The 20,247-nt window shown below is 61.5% G+C and carries 15 protein-coding genes and 2 pseudogenes; all 17 read left to right on the top strand.

Annotation, left to right across the window (positions count from 1 at the left end):
- A partial coding sequence (locus JNK68_00675; protein ID MBL8538860.1) for an SLBB domain-containing protein occupies window positions 1-576 on the top strand: 576 nt, incomplete at its 5' end.
- A 22-nt stretch (window positions 577-598) separates the two neighbouring features.
- Window positions 599-3,418 (top strand): formate dehydrogenase subunit alpha, encoded by a 2,820-nt coding sequence (gene fdhF, locus JNK68_00680; protein MBL8538861.1) that lies wholly within the window; start codon window positions 599-601, stop codon window positions 3,416-3,418.
- A 116-nt stretch (window positions 3,419-3,534) separates the two neighbouring features.
- Window positions 3,535-5,211 (top strand): formate--tetrahydrofolate ligase, encoded by a 1,677-nt coding sequence (locus JNK68_00685; GenBank protein ID MBL8538862.1) that lies wholly within the window; start codon window positions 3,535-3,537, stop codon window positions 5,209-5,211.
- 66 nt (window positions 5,212-5,277) lie between these two features.
- Window positions 5,278-6,006 carry a TerC family protein gene (locus JNK68_00690; protein MBL8538863.1) on the top strand — a complete coding sequence of 243 codons (729 nt, stop codon included), beginning with the start codon at window positions 5,278-5,280 and terminating at the stop codon, window positions 6,004-6,006.
- Window positions 6,007-6,025: 19 nt separating this feature from the next.
- Window positions 6,026-6,451: a universal stress protein gene (locus JNK68_00695; GenBank protein ID MBL8538864.1), complete on the top strand. Its 426-nt coding sequence runs from the start codon at window positions 6,026-6,028 to the stop codon at window positions 6,449-6,451.
- Between the two features lie 95 nt (window positions 6,452-6,546).
- Entirely contained in the window at window positions 6,547-7,575 is a 1,029-nt protein-coding gene (locus tag JNK68_00700) for a tripartite tricarboxylate transporter substrate binding protein (GenBank protein ID MBL8538865.1), read from the top strand.
- A gap of 7 nt (window positions 7,576-7,582) precedes the next feature.
- A complete protein-coding gene (locus tag JNK68_00705; protein MBL8538866.1) occupies window positions 7,583-8,095 on the top strand; it encodes a tripartite tricarboxylate transporter TctB family protein in 513 nt (170 codons plus the stop codon).
- A gap of 14 nt (window positions 8,096-8,109) precedes the next feature.
- Complete coding sequence (locus JNK68_00710) at window positions 8,110-9,633, top strand: tripartite tricarboxylate transporter permease (protein MBL8538867.1); 1,524 nt, start codon at window positions 8,110-8,112, stop codon at window positions 9,631-9,633.
- 18 nt (window positions 9,634-9,651) lie between these two features.
- Window positions 9,652-10,488 (top strand): cytidylate kinase family protein, encoded by an 837-nt coding sequence (locus JNK68_00715; protein ID MBL8538868.1) that lies wholly within the window; start codon window positions 9,652-9,654, stop codon window positions 10,486-10,488.
- A 54-nt stretch (window positions 10,489-10,542) separates the two neighbouring features.
- Window positions 10,543-11,823: a formyl-CoA transferase gene (gene frc / locus JNK68_00720; protein ID MBL8538869.1), complete on the top strand. Its 1,281-nt coding sequence runs from the start codon at window positions 10,543-10,545 to the stop codon at window positions 11,821-11,823.
- Window positions 11,824-12,047: 224 nt separating this feature from the next.
- Window positions 12,048-12,872 carry a serine/threonine-protein phosphatase gene (locus JNK68_00725; protein MBL8538870.1) on the top strand — a complete coding sequence of 275 codons (825 nt, stop codon included), beginning with the start codon at window positions 12,048-12,050 and terminating at the stop codon, window positions 12,870-12,872.
- Between the two features lie 18 nt (window positions 12,873-12,890).
- Window positions 12,891-13,283 (top strand): annotated as a pseudogene (locus tag JNK68_00730) (FHA domain-containing protein).
- A gap of 279 nt (window positions 13,284-13,562) precedes the next feature.
- Window positions 13,563-13,817, top strand: a pseudogene (locus JNK68_00735) (hypothetical protein).
- A 226-nt stretch (window positions 13,818-14,043) separates the two neighbouring features.
- Window positions 14,044-14,808, top strand: a complete 765-nt coding sequence (locus JNK68_00740; GenBank protein MBL8538871.1) for a 3',5'-cyclic-nucleotide phosphodiesterase — start codon at window positions 14,044-14,046, stop codon at window positions 14,806-14,808.
- A 299-nt stretch (window positions 14,809-15,107) separates the two neighbouring features.
- Window positions 15,108-17,486 carry a GspE/PulE family protein gene (locus JNK68_00745; GenBank protein MBL8538872.1) on the top strand — a complete coding sequence of 793 codons (2,379 nt, stop codon included), beginning with the start codon at window positions 15,108-15,110 and terminating at the stop codon, window positions 17,484-17,486.
- A gap of 43 nt (window positions 17,487-17,529) precedes the next feature.
- Entirely contained in the window at window positions 17,530-19,167 is a 1,638-nt protein-coding gene (locus tag JNK68_00750; GenBank protein ID MBL8538873.1) for a GAF domain-containing protein, read from the top strand.
- Between the two features lie 262 nt (window positions 19,168-19,429).
- Window positions 19,430-19,879, top strand: a complete 450-nt coding sequence (locus tag JNK68_00755) for a pilin (protein MBL8538874.1) — start codon at window positions 19,430-19,432, stop codon at window positions 19,877-19,879.
- Window positions 19,880-20,247: the final 368 nt, after the last annotated feature.

Genomic DNA, 20,247 nt, shown 5'->3' on the forward strand with positions numbered 1-20,247 from the left:
GAACGTGGCGGCCAGTGGTTTGCGGAATTCGGCTGCAACGGGCGCCAGGGTCTGCGCTCGTTCTCCGTCAGCGGGCGCGTCAAGAAGCCCGGCGTGCACCTGGCGCCTGCGGGCATCTCGGTGCAGAACCTGATCGACGAATACTGCGGCGGCATGCTGGACGGCCACAGCTTCTACGGCTATCTGCCGGGCGGTGCTTCGGGTGGCATCCTGCCCGCATCGCTGGGCAATCTGCCGCTCGACTTCGACACGTTGCAGCCCTACGGCTGCTTCATCGGATCGGCGGCGGTCATCGTGCTCTCCGACCACGACCGCGCGCTCGACGCCGCGCGCAACGTGATGCGCTTCTTCAAGGACGAATCCTGTGGGCAGTGCACGCCATGCCGGGTGGGCACCGCCAAGGCGCTCGCGCTCATGGAACAGCCGGAATGGGATCTGCCGCTGCTTACCCAGCTCGCAGAGGCGATGATGGACGCATCGATCTGCGGACTCGGGCAGGCCGCGCCCAATCCGCTGCTTTCGGTGCTCAAGTATTTCAGCCACGAGCTGCAGGGCGAACCGGGGCAGCGCGGATGAACGGGCGAGGGAGTATCTGCGCATGACGGCAACCAGCCAATCCGAGATCGCGGCCCTGCCGGTCGAGTTCGTCATCAATGGCCAGTCGGTGGTGGGGCGTGGCGACGAAACCATCCTGCAGACTGCGCGCAGATACGGCATCGAGATTCCCCATCTCTGCTATACGGACGGTATGCGGCCGGACGGCAACTGCCGCGCCTGCATGGTGGAGATCAAGGGGGAGCGTACGCTCGCGCCCTCCTGCGCGCGCTTTCCGCGGCCGGGCATGGAAGTGTCCACCGACAGCGGGCGCGCGATGAACGCGCAGAAGCTCGTGCTCGAACTCCTGTTGTCCGACACGCCGGAGGAACAGTTCACGCTGCACTCGGAACTGCACGAGTGGGCGGAGAAGCTCGAAATCGGCAAGCCGCGCTTCCCGCCCCGCCCGCGCGTGGCCGCCGATCTGTCGCATCCCGCGATGGCGGTCAATCTCGATGCCTGCATCCAGTGCACCCGCTGCGTGCGCGCCTGCCGCGAACTGCAGATGAACGACGTCATCGGCTATGCGTGGCGTGGCGATCATTCGAAGATCGTTTTCGATTTCGACGATGCGATGGGCAACAGCAGCTGCGTGGCCTGCGGTGAGTGCGTGCAGGCGTGCCCGACGGGGGCGCTGATGCCGGCGCGCGGTGCCGGACTGCAGGTACCGGACAAGGTCGTCGATTCGGTGTGCCCCTACTGTGGCGTGGGGTGCCAGCTCGCCTATTTCGTCAAGGACAACCAGATCCTGTACGTCGAGGGCCGGGACGGCCCAGCCAACCGTGGCCGCCTGTGCGTGAAGGGCCGTTACGGTTTCGACTACGTGCACCATCGGCAGCGGCTCACGCAGCCGCTCGTGCGGCGCGAGGGCGTGGCGAAGTCGGCCGACTTCAAGATGGACCCGGAGCATCTGCGTGATGTCTTCCGCGAGGCGACCTGGGAGGAAGCGCTCGATCTGGCAGCCGGCAAGCTGAAGGCTCTGCGCGATCGGCTCGGTGCCGGTGCCCTGGCCGGCTTCGGCTCGGCCAAGGGCAGCAACGAGTGCGCGTATCTTTTCCAGAAGCTGGTGCGCACCGGCTTCGGCAACAACAATGTCGACCACTGCACGCGTCTGTGCCACGCCTCGTCCGTGGCGGCGCTGCTCGAAGGACTCGGCTCGGGGGCGGTGTCGAATCCGGTCATGGATGTGATGCAGGCGGAGGTGATTCTCATCATCGGTGCGAATCCGACCGTGAACCATCCGGTCGCGGCGACCTGGATCAAGAACGCCGTGGCGAACGGCACGAAGCTCATCGTTGCCGATCCGCGTCGCACCGAGTTGGCACGCTACGCGACGCACGTGCTGCAGTTCAACGCCGACACCGACGTCGCGCTGCTCAACGCCATGATGCACACCATCGTCCACGAAGGGCTGGTGAACCAAGAGTTCGTGGGCAGCCGGACACTCGGCTTCGATGAGATCAAGGCGAACGTCGCGGGTTACAGTCCCGAGGCGATGGCGCCGCTGTGCGGCATTCCGGCCGGCAAGATCAGGGAGGTGGCGCGGCTCTTCGCGACCTCGAAGGCGTCGATGATTCTGTGGGGCATGGGCGTATCGCAGCACGTGCACGGCACGGACAACGCCCGCTGCCTGATCGCGCTCACCATGATCACCGGTCAGGTCGGCCGACCCGGCACCGGTCTGCACCCCCTGCGCGGCCAGAACAATGTCCAGGGAGCTTCCGACGCCGGCCTGATCCCCATGGTCTACCCCGACTACCAGCGTGTCGACAGTCCGGAGATCCGCGCCAAGTTCGAGAAGCTGTGGGGTGTGTCGCATCTCGATCCGCATCCCGGTCTCACGGTGGTGGAGATCATGGACGCCATCCACCAGGGGCGCATCCGTGGCATGTACATCATGGGCGAGAACCCGGCGATGTCGGATCCCGATCTCAACCACGCGCGCGAGGCGTTGGCAGAACTCGACTGGCTGGTCGTGCAGGACATCTTCCTCACGGAAACCGCCTATCTCGCGGACATCGTTCTGCCCGCATCGGCCTGGCCCGAGAAGACCGGAACGGTCATCAATACCGATCGCATGGTGCAGCTCGGGCGGCGCGCGCTCGACCTGCCGGGGGAGGCGCGGCAGGATCTCTGGATCATCCAGCAGATGGCGCGGCGTCTCGGCCTCGACTGGCGCTACGAGGGTCCGGAGAGCGGCGTTGCGGAGGTCTTCGAGGAGATGCGCCAGGCGATGCCGTCGATTGCCGGCATCAGCTGGGAGCGTCTCGAGCGCGAAGGTTGCGTCACCTATCCGTGCACCAGCGAGGATGACCCCGGCCAGCCGGTGGTGTTCGTCGACCATTTCCCTACCGCGACCGGTCGGGCTCGCCTCGTCCCCGCCGACATCATTCCGGCCGCGGAGCGTCCGGACGACGACTACCCGATGGTGCTCATCACCGGGCGCCAGCTCGAGCACTGGCATACCGGCGCGATGACGCGCCGCGCGAGCGTGCTCGACGCCATCGAACCACACCCGGTGGCGTCCCTGCACCCGCTCGATCTGGAAGCCCTCCGCATCAGGCCCGGGACGGTTGCCACCGTGGCCTCGCGGCGCGGTGCCATCGCGCTCTATGCGCGCGCCGACGACGGCACGCCGCGGGGTGCCGTGTTCATCCCGTTCTGCTACTACGAAGCAGCGGCGAATCTGCTCACCAATCCGGCGCTCGATCCATTCGGAAAGATTCCCGAGTTCAAGTACTGCGCCGTGCGCGTGAAGAAGGGCGGTCGGCTCGCCGCAACTTCGAGCTACGGCGGCGGCCGGTTGCTGTCGGGTGCGGCCTGACCGCCGCAAAGGGATGAAGCAGCGTCGCCGGCGCGGATGGCCGGTGTGCATTTCGCGCACCGCGCGAGGTTGACAACTATTCGTTGGCGAATGGACCAAATGGAGGAGTTCGTAACATGCCGTCCGACATCGAAATCGCCCAGCAGGCGAAACTCGTTCGCATCGCGCAGATTGCCAAGGAGCGCCTGGGGCTGGACGAGGACCACCTCGAGCCCTACGGCCACTACAAGGCCAAGATTTCACTGGATTACCTGGATTCCCTGGCGGGAAGACCGGATGGCAAGCTGATCCTCGTCACCGCAATCAGTCCGACGCCTGCCGGCGAAGGCAAGACGACCACGACGGTCGGACTCGGCGATGCGCTGAACCGCATTGGCAAGAAGGCGATCATCTGCCTGCGTGAACCGTCGCTCGGCCCGGTGTTCGGCATGAAGGGCGGCGCCGCCGGCGGCGGTCATGCACAGGTGGTGCCGATGGAGGACATCAACCTCCACTTCACCGGCGATTTCGGCGCCATCGCGCTCGCCAACAACCTGCTGGCGGCGATGGTCGACAACCACATCCATCACGGCAACGAACTCGGCCTGGACGTGCGGCGCATCGCCTGGAAGCGGGTCGTGGACATGAACGACCGCGCGCTGCGCGACATCGTCTGCTCACTGGGGGGCACCGCGAACGGCTACCCGCGCGAAGACGGCTTCGACATCGTGGTGGCCTCCGAGGTGATGGCGATTTTCTGCCTCGCGACTTCGGTGAAGGATCTGAAGGAGCGTCTCGGCAACGTCGTGGTCGGCTACACGCGTGACCAGAAGCCGGTGCGCGCGCGCGACCTCAAGGCGCACGGCGCCATGACGGTGCTGCTGAAGGACGCACTCAAGCCCAATCTCGTGCAGACGCTGGAGAACAACCCCGCCTTCATCCACGGCGGACCGTTCGCCAACATCGCGCACGGCTGCAATTCCGTGATCGCGACCAGGGCGGCGCTGAAGCTTGCCGACTACGTCGTCACCGAGGCCGGCTTCGGTGCCGATCTCGGGGCGGAAAAGTTCATCGACATCAAATGCCGCAAGTCCGGCCTGCGTCCGTCAGCCGTGGTGATCGTCGCAACTGTCCGTGCGCTCAAGTATCACGGCGGCGCGGACCTCAAGGAGTTGAACCGCGAGAATCTGCCGGCGCTGGAGAAGGGCATCGAGAACCTGGAGCGCCACGTGAACAACGTGCGCAACCATTTCGGCCTCCCCTGCGTCGTGTCGATCAACCATTTCACCTTCGACACGCCGGCCGAAATCAAGCTTCTGACCCAGAAGATGGCGCACCACGAAGCGCCGGTCGTGCTGGCCAAGCACTGGGCCGAGGGCGGGAAGGGCGCCGAGACGGCGGCGCGCGCGGTGGTCGACCTGATCGAGCGCGTGCCGTCGGACTTCCGCTTCGTCTACGACGACAGCCTCGGGCTGTGGGACAAGATGAAGGCCGTTGCGACGAAGATCTATGGCGCGGCCGACATCTCGGCCGATGGCAAGGTACGCGCGCAGATCAAGAAGCTGCAGGACGACGGCTACGGTCATTATCCCGTTTGCGTGGCGAAGACGCAGTACTCGTTTTCCACTGACGCGAGCCTGCGCGGCGCGCCATCCGGACACGTCGTCAACGTGCGGGAAGTACGCCTTGCCGCGGGAGCCGAGTTCATCGTGATGATCTGCGGTGACATCATGACGATGCCCGGACTGCCGAAAGTGCCGTCGGCCGAGAAGATCGACATCGATGAGAGCGGCAAGGTTGTCGGCCTCTTCTAGTCGTGTGACTGCGCGGACGATCGTGGCGCGGGTGCGGTGTGATCGGGTCGGCACCTAGGGGCTCGCGTGGACGTCGCGAGTCCCCAGTTCTGGGTTGCACTGCTGCAGATCATCGCCATCGATATCCTCCTCGGTGGCGACAATGCAGTGGTGATCGCGCTCGCCTGCCGCAAGCTGCCGCCGCGCCTGCGCAATCGGGGCATTCTTTGGGGCGTGTTCGGCGCCATCGCCTTGCGCGTCGCGCTGATTTTCTTTGCCATCACGCTGCTGCGGATTCCCTATCTCAAGATCGTCGGCGCGTTGCTGCTGCTGTGGATAGGCGTCAAGCTGCTATTGCCGGAGGACGACGGCGGGCACGAGATCGAAGCGTCGAACCATCTGCTGGGCGCCATCAAGACGATCATCATCGCCGACGCGGTGATGAGCCTCGACAACGTGATCGCGATCGCCGGCGCGGCCAAGGACAGCATGATTCTGATCGTGCTCGGTCTGCTCATCAGCGTGCCGATCATCGTATGGGGCAGCAAGCTGGTGCTGGTGCTGATGGAGCGTTACCCGCTCATCATCACCGCGGGCGGTGCCCTGCTCGGATGGATCGGCGGCAGCATGTTGGCGAGCGACGTGGCGATACACGACTGGGTCGCCGCGAACGCGCCGTGGCTTCCCCTTGCCGCGCCCGTCGCCGGTGCCGTTCTCGTGGTCATTGCCGGCAAGCTGATGGCACGGCACCTGCGGCCGGCACTCGCCTCGGCCGCGGTCGGCAAGCGCGCCGCACGCACCTCCCAACACCAATGAAACCGGGCCCGTGGACACGCTGAAATTCCTGCTCGCCGTCGATGGTTCCGATGATTCGCAGCGGACGGTGGACCACGTGATCCATCTTCTTCCCTGGTACAAGCCGCGGGTCGAGATCGATCGTCTGAATGTCCAGCTGCCGATTCTCTCGGGCAACGTGAAGACGTTCATCAACCGGGAGCAGTTGGAGGAGTACTACCGGGACGAAGGTCATGCGGCGCTCAAGTCGGCGCGCGAACGGCTCGACCGCGCGGGCGTGGCGTACTCGTTTCACGTCGCAACCGGGGCCCCGGCCGAAGTCATCGTGGAGTATGCGAAGAAGCGTCGCTGTCACCAGATCTGCATGGGGTCGCGCGGACTCGGGGCCGTGGCCGGCTTGCTCCTGGGGTCGGTCGCGTCCAAGGTCATCCATCTCGCTCCTTGCCCGGTCCTGCTCGTCAAATGAGATGCCCTGGGCCGTGAATGCTAATTGCTTGCGCACAGCCGGTTTCGGCGATCGCCGCCGGACCGATCCTCCCAAAACCTCAATAGGAGCACGCAATGCCCGAGGAAACGAACCCCGTAGTGCGTAGACGCCCCGCTGCTCTTGTTGCGGCGGCGGTCCTGGCCGGTGTTTCGGCCGCGAGCCCCGCCGTGGCGGCATGGGAGCCCACCAAACCCATCGAGTTCGTGGTGCCTGCCGGGACCGGAGGGGGCGCCGACCAGATGGCTCGCCTCATTCAGGGCATCGTCACCAAGTACGGGCTCACGAACCAGCCCCTGGTGGTGGTCAACAAGGCGGGAGGCGCCGGGGCCGAGGGCTTCCTCGACGTCACGCAGAAGAGCAAGGGCGATCCGCACAAGATCATCATCACGCTTTCCAACCTCTTCACCACCCCGCTTGCGACCGGTACCCCCTTCAACTGGAAGGACATGACGCCGGTATCGATGATGGCGCTCGACCAGTTCGTGCTGTGGGTGAATGCCGAGAAACCCTACAAGACGGTGCAGGAATACCTCGCCGCGGCGAAGGCGGCCGGCCCCGGCAAGTTCAAGATGGGCGGGACGGGCTCCAAACAGGAAGACCAGATCATCACCGTCGGCCTCGAGAAGGCCACCGGTGCCAAGTTCACCTACGTACCGTTCAAGGGCGGCGGTGAAGTCGCGGTGCAACTGGTTGGCAACCACATCGATTCGACCGTCAACAACCCGATCGAGGCGGTGTCGCAGTGGCGGGCCGGCCAGTTGCGACCCCTGTGTGTCTTCGACGACGAGCGGATACCCTATAAGCAGAAGATCACCGACACGCAGTCGTGGAACGATATCCCGACGTGCAAGGAGGCTGGCGTCAACCTCGACTACGTCATGCTCCGCGGCATCTTCATGCCCAGCGGCGTCACGCCGGAACAGGTCGCTTATTTTCAGAACCTGATGAAGAAGGTGCGGGAGACCGCCGAGTGGAAGGAGTTCATGGAAAAGGGCGCCTTCAACCAGACGACGATGGCCGGCGACGAGTACAAGAGCTGGCTTGCGAAGGCCGAGGGTGCCCACAAGCAGCTGATGGAAGAGGCGGGTTTCCTCGCCAAGTGAGCGCCGCATGAGCAATCCCGGCGAGGAACCGGGCGAGGCGCGCCGAGGACCGTCGGTCGCGGTGGTGGAGGTGATCACCGCGGCTGTCCTCTTTGCGGTCGGAGCGATCGTGGTCTACGACAGCCGGCGGCTTGGTTCGGGGTGGACCGCGGACGGTCCCCAGTCCGGCTATTTCCCTTTCTATATCGGCCTCCCCCTTTGCGTTTCGGCCGCGGCGATCGCGTTTCGAGCGCTGTCGGCCGGAGGAGGGCGGGAGATTTTCGTCGACGGGAAGCAGGTGCGGCAGATCCTCACCGTACTCCTGCCCGCCGCGGTTTACGTCGGGCTCATCCATTTTCTCGGAATCTACGTTGCGTCCGCGCTGTACATCACCGTCTTCATGAACTGGCTCGGCCGCTACAGCATCGCACGCGCGATCCTGGTCGGTGTCGGTGTCGGCGTGCTGTTCTTCTTCACGTTCGAGAAGTGGTTCGCGGTCCCGCTGCCCAAAGGACCGATCGAACGCATGCTAGGCTTCTAGAAGGGGAGGCCGCGTTGGCAGAGCTCAGCTCTCTGTTCCATGGTTTTGCCGTCGCGTTGAGCGGCTACAACATCGTGCTCATGTTCGTCGGCATCGTGCTCGGTGTTCTGATCGGTGTGCTTCCCGGTCTGGGCGGGGCGAACGGCGTGGCGATCCTGCTGCCGCTCACCTTCACCATGCCACCAACCTCGGCCATCATCATGCTCTCCTGCATCTATTGGGGGGCGCTTTTCGGTGGTGCCATCACATCGATCCTCTTCAATATCCCCGGCGAGCCATGGTCGGTTGCCACCACCTTCGATGGTTACCCGATGGCGCAACAAGGACAGGCCGGCGAGGCGCTGACGGCAGCGTTCACTGGGTCGTTCGTCGGCGCCTTTGTCGCCGTGCTGATGATCACTTTTCTGGCGCCGCTGGTGGCGAAGTTTGCCCTCCAGTTCGGGCCGCCGGAGTTCTTCGCGGTGTACATGCTGACCTTCTTCAGCTTTGTCGGCATGGGCAAGGGTTCGCCATTCAAGACGCTCGCTGCCATGATGCTCGGCTTCGCACTGGCGGCGGTGGGTCTCGATACGGTGACCGGACAGCTGCGTCTCACGTTCGGATCTACCGAATTGATGCGTGGCTTCGATTTTCTGGTTGCGGTGATCGGTCTCTTCGGTGTGGGCGAGATTCTCCTCACGATGGAGGAGGGGCTCGCGTTCAGGGGGCAGAGCGCACGGATCAATCCGGCGGTCGTGCTGGAGACCTGGAAAAAGCTACCTCGTTACTGGATGACGATCTTGCGCAGTTGCGTCATCGGGTGCTGGATGGGAATCACGCCGGGCGGTGCGACACCGGCGTCCTTCATGGCCTATGGGGTGGCAAAACGCACTTCAAGGAACGGCGAAAAGTTCGGCACCGGGCAGTTGGAAGGCGTCGTGGCCCCGGAGACGGGCGCGCATGCCGCGGGAACCAGCGCATTGCTGCCGATGCTTGCCCTTGGTATCCCCGGGTCACCCACGGCGGCGGTCCTCCTCGGAGGACTGATCATGTGGGGCCTGCAACCGGGACCGCTGCTCTTCGTCGAGCAGAAGGACTTCGTCTGGGGTCTCATCGCCAGCATGTATCTCGGCAACATCGCCGGCCTGATCGTCGTGCTGACGTCGGTACCGCTCTTTGCGGCGATCCTGCGTATCCCGTTCTCCATCATCGCGCCCTTGATCATTGTGGTGTGCGCGATCGGCGCCTACACCGTGCACGGCGCGATGCTCGACGTGTGGCTGATGCTGCTCTTCGGCGTCGTGGGGTATGTGTTCAAGAAATTGAACTACCCGCTTGCCCCGATGGTTTTGGCGCTCGTGCTCGGAGACAAGGCCGAGGACGCGTTTCGTCAATCCATGCTGTTCTCGCAGGGAAGTCTGTCGATCTTCTGGTCCAACTGGCTGGTGGGAAGCATCGCCACGCTGGCGATCGTGATGCTGTTCTGGCCGCTGCTGTCGGCTGCGATACGAAAGATCAGGTCCGGGCGCATCGAGGCGTTCGAGCAGGAGCGGGAATAGGCGAGAAGGAGTACGCAAATGCCGGTCATTGCCATGACCCATGAAATGGGTTCGCTCGCGCGGGACGTAGCGATCGAGCTTGCGTCCCGCATGGGATTGAGATCGCTGCAGCACGAAGTGGGCGATCAGATCGCGGAACGTCTGCACGTGCCGAAAAGCCTGATCCGGCGGCTGCGGGAAGGCAAGGTCGGCTTTCTGGAGAAGCTGCGAACGGATGAAAGCGCCGAGGCTGTCTTTGCCGCGGAGGAGGTCTTGACGATCGCCTCCGAAGGCAATGTGGTGATCCGGGGGTGGGGCGCGACGTGCCTGCTCCGACCGGTTCCCCATATTCCCTGCATCCGCATCACCCGTTCTGTCGAGAATCGGGTGCGCTGGCTGATGGAACACGTCGAACTCGACGACACGGAAGCCGCCCTGCACGAGATTCATCGTTCCGACAGCGCGCACGCGGCGCGAATGCACGAGCGGTTCGGGGTGACCTGGGGCGACCCGGCGCTGTACGACCTCACGCTCAATACCGACCGCCTGACGATCGAAAGCTGCGTGGAACAGATTCAGCAGCTGTTGACGCGGCCCGAGTTCCAGGAAACAGCGGCGTCCCGCGCCAAGCTCGCCAACATGACGCTCGAGGCGCAGGTTCGGGCGTCGTTGCGCGACAATCCGGCCACCCGCGACGTCCGTGTCACCATCGAAGCAGACGGCGGTCGCATCATCCTGCGTGGGATTGTCGTCTCGCAGGCAGAGCGGGAGGGGACGGAACGGGTCGTGCGCGGCGTGTCGCAGGTCGTCGAGATCGACGATCAGCTCAAGCTCATGGCCGGCAGCAAGATGTTTCCTTCCTCCAAGTATTCCTGACGGCGCCGCCGCCGAACCCCCTTCGCACGTTTCATCGAACCGAGGACCTTCGCAATGAACAAGGCACTTTCCGGCTTTCGCATCCTGGACATGACCCACGTGCAGGCGGGACCCACCGCGTCCCAGCTGATGGCCTGGCTCGGGGCGGACGTCATCAAGTTCGAGCCGCCGACCGGGGATGTGACGCGCGGACAGTTGCGTGACGTTCCCAACGCGGACAGCCTCTATTTCACGATGCTCAACTGCAATAAGCGATCGATCACGGTGAACATGAAGAACCCGGCAGGCAAGGAGGTCTTCATTGCGCTCATCAAGCAGTGCGACGTGTTGATGGAGAACTTCGGGCCGGGAGTGCTCGACCGCCTGGGTTTCCCCTGGGAAAAGGTGCACGAGATCAATCCGCGCATCGTCATGGCGTCGATCAAGGGTTTCGGTTCGAGTGGGCCGTACGCCGACTTCAAGGCTTACGAGAACGTTGCTCAGGCGATGGGGGGCGCCATGAGCACAACCGGTTTCGACGACGGCCCCCCCTTGGTAACGGGCGCACAGATCGGGGACTCCGGTACCGGATTGCACCTCGCCATCGGCATCCTGGCGGCCTTGCACCATCGGAACAAGACCGGACAGGGTCAGTATGTCGAGGTGGCCATGATGGATTCGGTGATGAACCTCTGCCGCGTCAAGTTTCGCGATCATCAGCGGCTGACGCACGGCCCGCTGGCGGAGTACTCGGTTGCCACAGACGGTCGCGAAGCGACGCCGCGCGCGGGCAACGACTCGGGCGGAGGGCAGCTCGGGAATGCTGTGCGCTGCAAGCCGGGCGGTCCCAACGATTACATCTATGTGGTCGTGCAGGAAGCTGTCTGGAACGGTCTTGCGAACCGCATCGGCGGTGAGGCGCTGGTGAAGGACGGGCGTTTCGCCACCATAGGCGAGCGCCGGAAGAACCAGAACGAGATGTGGCGCCTGATCAACGAGTTTTCGGCGGACTACACCAAAACCGAGTTCATGCAGCTCCTCAATGACCTCGATGTGCCTTGCGGGCCGATCATGAGCACCCACGACCTGGCCAACGACGAGCATGTCCGGCTGCGTAACATGTACGTCGAACTGGACCATCCGCAGCGCGGCAAATGGCACAACGTCGGGATGCCCATCAAGTTGTCGGATTCGCCCGCGGACGTCGCCCGTTCCCCACTCCTCGGTGAGCATACGGAGGAAGTCCTGCGTCAGGTTCTGGGTTACGCAGACGCCGAGATCGCCGCCATGCGCGACGCAGGCGCTTTCTCCAAGGAACCACCGAAGACCAACGAGTACCATCCGCTGCGGGCCTGAGCGGGCATAAACCTGTCTTTCCGCGCCGGTAGCGGCGATCGCTGCACCCAGCGGGCTGCCGCGCTGGCGGGCGCGTCAGACCACGGACAAAAGCGTCGGGCACACGCCATGCTTTTGGCTTCTGCGCCCTGCGTTATCACGATGTTTTACCCCCTCCCTGCGAAATCCCCGATGGCGGTTCCTTGCGGACACACCGCTCACTCCACCTTCGATGAGGCACCGCTGTGAACCTGCGAAGAGTCCTGGAAACTGCAGGTGTCACGGATGTCGGACGGCTGAGAGACCATAACGAGGACTGCATCGGCATCGACGCAGATGTAGGTTTGGCCGTGCTCGCCGACGGCATGGGTGGTTACAGTGCAGGCGAGGTGGCGAGCGGGATTGCAGTGGCGACGCTGATGACGGGTCTCACGGCTGCACTCGGCCGGAAGCAGTCGCAACGTGCAAGCTGCAACGCTTGTGACCCAGTGGGAGTCACGTTGCTCAGAGACGGGATCGCCCGCGCGAATGCCTCCATCTTGCTTGCCGCTGCGGGTCAGCCTCAATACTCGGGTATGGGGACGACGCTGGTGTCCGCTCTTTTTCACGACGACCGGGTGGTGGTGGGGCACGTCGGCGACTCGCGCCTCTATCGGTTGCGCGACGACGCTTTCGAGCAGATCACACGGGATCATAGTCTCCTCCAGGAGCAGATCGACCGTGGGCTGCTGACCCTGGAGCAGGCGCGTCGGTCGCAGAACAGGAATCTCGTGACCCGCGCGTTGGGAATCGATCCGGGAGTTGCGGCAGAAATTAACGTCCACAACGTCCTGCCCGGTGATGTCTACATGCTGTGCTCGGACGGCCTCTCTGACATGCTTGGTGAAGAGGAAATACGGCATGTCCTGGTGACCATGCTGGATAAGCTGCAGCTTGCCGCCGATCGCCTCGTTTGCCTTGCCAATGACCGCGGCGGGCGAGACAACATCTCCGTGATTCTGGTACGCGTATTGCAACCGTTTCCCGCATCTGCGGGTTTTTTCGCCAAACTCAAGTCTTGGATCAAATAGAGCTACGGGGATTATGCAATGGCGAAGTTGATTCTCAGCCTCGATGGAATCGTGCTCAAGGAACAGGAACTCACGAAGGAGCGCACTACCATCGGGCGCAAGCCGCACAACGACATCCAGATCGACAATCTTGCGGTAAGTGGAGAACACGCCGTCATCGTCACTATTCTCAATGACTCGTTTCTAGAGGACATGGGAAGTACTAACGGCACACTGGTGAACGGCACGAGCGTAAAGAAACACTTCCTTCAGAACGGGGATGTCGTCGAAGTCGGTAAGTACAAACTCAAGTACATCAATGAGGTGGCGTCAACCACCACAGCGGCGGATTTCGAGAAGACGATGGTCTTGCGAGCACCAATGACCAGAACGCAGTCCGGGCCGAGAGGTTTGAGCGATACGCAGTTGGGACGTATGGGCCGAACCCATGGCGTAGGTACCGTCACATCTCTAAATCGTGCCGCGTCATCGATGGCGGGGAGCCCTCCGCAACCGTATACAACGACAGGTGTCGGGGATGTTGCGCACGCCATTCCGACGGCTATGACGGCAGGTATCCAAGGCACTGTAGGGGTAGGAAATGCGCACACGCCCTCGGCACCTGTCGCAGCCATGCTCTCACAATCCGCGGCAGTTGCCGCTCGGTCCGTCACCCTATCGCAGCCCAGTCCTGCGCCAATGCCCCTAGCTGCGGTTCAGATCCTGACCGGACCGAGCGCGGGTCGCGAACTTGAACTCTCCAAGTCCCTGACGACCGTAGGAAAGCCAGGCGTGCAGGTGGCTGTCATTACTCGCCGACCGCAGGGCTACTACATTACCCACGTGGAGGGGGCGAACTTCCCGATCCTCAACGGAAAGTCTCTGGACGCACAGGCGCATCCCCTCAATGACCACGACATCGTCGAGTTGGCGGGGGTGAAAATGGAGTACTTTCTGAAGGCTTGACGCGTAGCGAGCGGCGGTTTCCTGCACCGCTCCTCGCAAGCGCGCAGTGAGTTTAGGTCCTCTGCTCCACCCTCTCCTGCTGGGCGACACTGACGCTGGAGGTTGGTATCATGGCTTACCGCAGAGACGTCGCCTCGATTCCTCCTGTAGCAACCTCCGCCAAAAGTCGGTCGAGTTCCCTTCCTCTCGCTATCAAGCGCCCAATCGCCTAAAGGGCGGCACTGCGGTGAAACTCACAGTTCTCGGATGTAGTGGCGGCATCGGCGGCAACCTCCGCACGACTTCGTTTCTTGTCGATGAGGATATTCTCATCGACGCAGGGACAGGGGTGGGAAATTTGAGTCTTTCCGAGATGGCGAGCATTGATCATGTGTTCGTCACGCACGCGCATCTCGACCACGTCGCCTGTATCCCATTTCTTGTCGATTCAGTTGGCTACCTTCGCGCGCGGCCACTTACCGTACACGGGTCGAAGGAGACCATTAGGGTTTTGCGCGAGCATATCTTCAACTGGCATATATGGCCGGACTTTACTACGATCCCGAGCGCGGACCGACCTTACCTCTGCTATGAGCCCTTCCGGCTGGGAGAACCGATAGAACTCAATGGGCGATCTGTGGCCGCCATTCCGGCAAACCACGTAGTGCCGGCAGTTGGATTTCACTTGAATAGTGGGAAGGGCAGCCTGATCTTTTCGGGCGACACAACCCGGAATCCCGCGCTCTGGCGATACGTCAACAAGATAGAAAACCTGCGCTATCTCATCATTGAGACCGCGTTCCCGGACAAGGAACACGACGTTGCCATTGCGTCGAAGCACCTGTGTCCATCCATGCTCGCGGCAGAGCTCGCGCAACTGGAACGTCCGGCCGAGATACTGATTACTCACCTCAAGCCCGGCGAATCGGAACTCACGATGCGGGAGATACATTCGCAGGTTGGCCGTTTCCGACCGCGCATGCTTCTGCACGGCGAAAGCTTCGACTTTTAGTCTTTAGTCCCCATTGATACCACGCCAACTCGCCTCCGCGAGTTTCGGTTAAGTTATCGGTATGATCTTTGCAGTCGCTTTGCTGCGTCCAACTCAACGGTCGCCCAGGCCCAATCCAAGCTGGGAACTGGCCAGAGCGCCGCAATTTCCGCGATGTCGAAGCCAACTGCAAAAGCAAAGAAAGAGTCGAGAGGGGCGGGATGCTGCGGCGGCAGTACGCTGCGCGTTCTCGCGGCTGGAAAAAGCAAATGGATCTGGTTTGGTGTAGACCGCGGGTGTGAGCGGAGGTCGAGTACGGCATGAGTGCAACGATGGAGCCGCGTCCCGCGACACCGGGGCAGGAGAACCTCGCAGCAAAGCTGGAGTTCTCCAAACAGCTACAGGCGCTGACCAACCGAATTCACGCAGCGGCCAACGTCGAAGAACTCATGCTGGAAGTCAGTCAAGACCTCTGCAATCTGCTCGAGGCCGACCGTCTCACGATCTACATCACCAGCGAGGACCAGCAGACGATCGTATCTAAGGTCAAGACAGGTCTTGCCTCCTTCAAGGAACTAAAGCTCCCCATCAACGAGCAGAGCGTCGCCGGTTACGTTGCGGTTCACCGCCGCCCACTCAACATCAAGGATGTATACGACGATCAGGAGCTTCGCAGCTACAAACCCCCCATCCATTTTCTCAAGGAGGTAGACAAGCGTACTGGGTATCGGACCCGACAGATGCTCGTGGCGCCGATCATCGACAATGCAAACCAGGCGCTTCTGGGCGTCATCCAGCTCATCAATACCAAATCGAGTCGGGGGGCTTTCACACGCGCGGCAGAGGAGGGCGTGGCGGGTGTTGCAGAAACTCTTGCCATAGCGCTGCGACAGCGGAACAAGGCGCAGCAGCTTTTCCGCGGAAAGTTTGACCATCTCGTTGTGAACGCCGCAATCTCGGCCGATGAACTGGAACTTGCGACACGCTCTGCCCGCCGCAAGAACTTGGATGTCGAGGACGTACTGATCGACGAGTTCCAGGTGAGAGTCGACACGGTGGGCAACGCTCTCGCCGAGTTCTTCAGCGTACCGTATCAGCCCTACAAGTCCGACATCGTCAAACCGATGGACTTGCTAAAGAACCTGAATCGCAACTACCTCGAGGAGAACCAGTGGCTTCCAATCGAGGACTCCAAGGAAGGGATTCTCGTCGTTTCTAACGACCCGGAGAGGGTTCGCAGCGCTCGCATCGTCAACAACGTCTTTCCCAAGAGCAAGATTCTCTATCGGGTAACCACTCGCCGGGAGTTCGGGAACTATCTCGATCTCTTTTACGGCGGTGGCATTGCCGACTCAGGAGACATCGGGGACATCCTCGATGGTCTTACGGAAGACGGGGACCTGGAATCAGCAGATGCAGACGGCATTGACCAGGCGCAGGATAATGAGGTCGTCAAACTCGTCAACAAGATCATCATCGATGCCTTTCACCAAGGGGCATCCGACATTCATATCGAGCCCTATCCCGGGAAAGGGAAGACGGAGGTGCGCTTTCGCAAGGACGGCACGCTGTTCCCGTACATTTCGGTGCCAGCCTCCTATCGTGCGGCGATCGCCGCCCGCATAAAGATCATGTGCGACCTCGATATAGCCGAGCGTCGCAAGCCGCAAGACGGCAAGATCAAGTTCAAGCGCTTCGGTCCGCTGGATATTGAACTACGCGTCGCAACCATTCCTTCGCAAGGCGGATTGGAAGACATCGTGATGCGAATTCTTGCGGCGGGGGAGCCCATTCCTTTGGATAAGCTCGCGCTCTCCGAGCGCAATGCCGAGACAATAAAGGACTGCATCTCGAAGCCTTACGGCCTGTTCTTCGTATGCGGACCCACTGGATCCGGGAAGACGACTACTCTGCACTCGGTTCTGGGGTATCTCAACACAACCGAGACCAAGATCTGGACCGCGGAAGACCCGGTCGAGATCACCCAGCGTGGCCTGCGCCAGGTTCAGATGAACGTGAAGGCGGGCCTCAACTTCGCCACTGCCATGCGGGCGTTCCTGCGAGCCGACCCGGACATCATCATGGTGGGCGAGATGCGCGACAAGGAGACAACGGCCATCGGGATCGAGGCGTCTCTCACGGGGCACTTGGTCTTTGCGACCCTGCACACCAACAGTGCACCAGAGTCGATTGTGCGGCTCCTTGACATGGGCATGGATCCGTTCAACTTTGCCGATGCGCTACTCGGGGTACTGGCGCAACGCTTGGCAAAGCGGCTCTGCAGTAAGTGCAAGAAGGCCAGGACAGCCGGTCAGGATGAAGTGAAGATGATGCTCGAGGAGTACTGTCAGGAGCTCAAGAACACCCCCTACTGGAAGGCCGATCCCAAAGGGGCATACGAAGAAATCTACAAGGAATGGGTCAAGTCATTCGCCGACGAGCAAGGACAGTTTACCGTCTACGCGCCCGTGGGATGCGAGGCCTGCAACAGCACCGGATATCGTGGGCGAGTCGGTCTGCATGAACTTCTCGTGGGCAGTGACGCGGTGAAGAAACACATACAGGAACACTCGCGCGTGGCCGACATGCTCGTCACGGCGCTCGAGGAAGGGATGCGGACCCTAAAGCAGGACGGCATAGAGAAGGTGCTGCAAGGGATCACCGACATGCATCAGGTGCGGGCTGTATGTATCAAGTGATACGACTTGGCGGGATTACCGAGCTAGCGAAGGAAAGGCGTGCATGAGGATCGATGTCGAATCCGCCTTCGACTTCTATGATCGAGCGGAGGAACTGAATCGCGTAGGCATCGCGCTCTCGCGGGAGAAGGACATCAATCGACTCTTGGAGATTGTCCTGCTCGCTGCCAAGAGGATTACGCAAGCGGACGCCGGTACCCTCTATCGAATCGAGGACGCGCACCTCCGCTTTGAGATCATGCGAACGGATTCGCTGGGCATTGCGCTTGGCGGAACAACGGGACGACCGATACAGCTCGATCCGATTCCGCTATTCAACGAAAAAGGACAGCCGAACGAAGCGATGGTTGTCGCCTACGCCGCGCTTCGCGAGAGCACCGTCAACATAGCGGACGCCTACGCCGTCCAAGGTTTCGATTTCTCCGGCACACGCAGCTTCGACGCGAAGACCGGTTACCGATCACAGTCTTTCCTCACGGTTCCGATGAAGAACCATGAGGACGAGGTCATCGGGGTACTGCAGCTGATCAACGCAAGGGACGCGCGGACGGGGGAGATCATCGCTTTCTCCGAGGCAGACCAACGGCTCGCAGAGTCTCTTGCGTCACAGGCTGCGATCGTTCTTACGACAAGGTTGCTTATAACCCAGCTGGAGCAACTGTTCGAGTCGTTTATCAATCTCATCAACGCCGCAATTGACGACAAGTCGCCTTATACGGGTCGTCACTGTGAACGCGTCCCGGCATTGACCATGATGCTTGCCGAGGCCGCACACGCCAGCAGCGACGGTGCTCTGCGCGAGTTCATCATGACTGACACAGATCGGTATGAACTCAAGATAGCCGGTCTGCTGCATGACTGCGGAAAAATCACGACCCCTGTCCACGTTGTGGACAAAGCGACAAAGCTGGAGACCATCTTTGACCGCATTCAGTTGATCGACACGCGCTTCGAAGTGCTGAAGCGTGACACGCAAATCGCCATGTTGCGCGGTCAGATCGAGGCCATGGAACGCGGGGACACAGGGGAAGTCGCCAGACTCTCCTCCCAATGTCAACAAGTGCTGGCCGATCTTTCTGAGGAGCAGACGTTCCTCAGGCATTCGAACATAGGATCGGAAGTAATGAGTGTCGAAGATCAGGAGCGAGTCCGATCTATCGGAGCGCACCGGAAATGGCGCAACGAGCGCGGGGAGCATACGAACGTCCTAAGCGACGAAGAGATGATCAATCTGACGATTCGCTCCGGTACCCTGACAGCCACGGAACGACAGATCATCAATCATCACATCGAGGTCACGATTCAGATGCTGGAGTCGTTGCCGTGGCCGAGGCACCTGCGGAATGTGCCGGAGTACGCTGGTGGGCACCATGAGCGCATGGATGGAAAGGGTTATCCGCGCGGGCTCACGCGGGAGCAGATGTCGATACCTGCCCGCATTATCGGCATCGCAGACATTTTCGAGGCGTTGACTGCTGCGGATCGCCCCTACAAGAAGGGAAAGAAGCTCACTGAAGCGCTCGCCATTCTCGGCAAGCTCAAAGTCAACAATCACATTGATCCCGACCTGTTCGACGTCTTCATACGCGAGAAGGTTTGGCTCAAGTTTGCCCATGAGTTTCTCGACGACGAACAGATCGATGAGGTCGATCTGTCTCGCATACCGGGCTTCCGCAACTGACGGATGGCTTCGGTGAATGGCATTGGGCGGCTGCTTCGACGGAACGCAGACAGGGCGCCTTCCGCGAAGCGCCTTCCGCATCTTTCTACGGTGCAGCGTAAGCTCCGATCGGCGCCAAGAGCTCTTGTTTGCCACGAAAAAACAGCATGTTGTGTGTGCGGACGAACGGTCTGCCAGCGTGGCACGCGGGTTGCGTTATCTGGGCAAACACGAAAAAGTGTTTTCTTGAGCAGTGAAATCCTAAACAAACTTGGAGACTATGATGAAACGTGTACAACAAGGCTTTACGCTGATCGAACTCATGATCGTTGTGGCGATCGTCGGCATTCTCGCGGCGATCGCGTTGCCGGCGTATCAGGACTACATCGCCCGCTCGAAGGTGACGGAAGTCATGGCGACGCTCGCCGCGGCAAAGACATCAGTGAGCGAGTACGCTTCGAGTCAGGGCATAGTGCCACCGGACCAGCCGACAGCCGGTATTTCCAAACCCGCGAACGCGAACTACGTAAACACGCTCACTTACACGACTGGTAACCCTGTCAAGATTGAGGCCTCACTGCAGAACATTAACAGCTCATTGAATGGTCAGAACCTCACTTTCAGCGGCGCGCTTAACGCTGCGGACAACACGATGAGTTGGTCCTGCGGCGTCGGCGGTGGCACGGGCAATTACAAGTACGTGCCGGCGAACTGCCGCAATCCTGCCTCCTGATCGATCTCAGAACTCAGAAGGAAGTCGGAACGAGGGCCCCGTCAAGGGGCCCTTTTTTTATGTCCTTGGAAACCTATATCGAACGTTGTGACGCGAGTCTCGTGTGGCTCGGCTGTGTCGCATTCTACCTCGTCTTCGGACCGACGCAGGCACCGTTCTGGACACCGAGTCTTCACGACAACGCTCGCTTGCTCCAGTTGGTCTGCCTCTCCTCATTGGGACTGGCGGCGCTTGCCATCCCGTCCATCAGGGGCGAGGTCATGCGGACTGCCGAGGGCGGAGACCATCTGGTGCACTACGCTCTCTTGGCTTTCGGTACGCTGGCAGTCGGGAGCGCATCGCAGGCTCAGCTGCCGGGAATGGCGCTG

The organism is Betaproteobacteria bacterium (assembly GCA_016791345.1).
GTDB lineage: Bacteria > Pseudomonadota > Gammaproteobacteria > Burkholderiales > JAEUMW01 > JAEUMW01.

Excerpts from the sequence above, each read along its gene's own strand:
- fdhF (MBL8538861.1), top strand. The coding sequence starts at position 599 with ATGACGGCAACCAGCCAATCCGAGATCGCGGCCCTGCCGGTCGAGTTC.
- JNK68_00685 (MBL8538862.1), top strand. The coding sequence starts at position 3,535 with ATGCCGTCCGACATCGAAATCGCCCAGCAGGCGAAACTCGTTCGCATC.
- JNK68_00755 (MBL8538874.1), top strand. The coding sequence starts at position 19,430 with ATGAAACGTGTACAACAAGGCTTTACGCTGATCGAACTCATGATCGTT.
- JNK68_00700 (MBL8538865.1), top strand. The coding sequence starts at position 6,547 with ATGCCCGAGGAAACGAACCCCGTAGTGCGTAGACGCCCCGCTGCTCTT.
- JNK68_00715 (MBL8538868.1), top strand. The coding sequence starts at position 9,652 with ATGCCGGTCATTGCCATGACCCATGAAATGGGTTCGCTCGCGCGGGAC.
- JNK68_00705 (MBL8538866.1), top strand. The coding sequence starts at position 7,583 with ATGAGCAATCCCGGCGAGGAACCGGGCGAGGCGCGCCGAGGACCGTCG.
- JNK68_00750 (MBL8538873.1), top strand. The coding sequence starts at position 17,530 with ATGAGGATCGATGTCGAATCCGCCTTCGACTTCTATGATCGAGCGGAG.
- JNK68_00745 (MBL8538872.1), top strand. The coding sequence starts at position 15,108 with ATGAGTGCAACGATGGAGCCGCGTCCCGCGACACCGGGGCAGGAGAAC.
- frc (MBL8538869.1), top strand. The coding sequence starts at position 10,543 with ATGAACAAGGCACTTTCCGGCTTTCGCATCCTGGACATGACCCACGTG.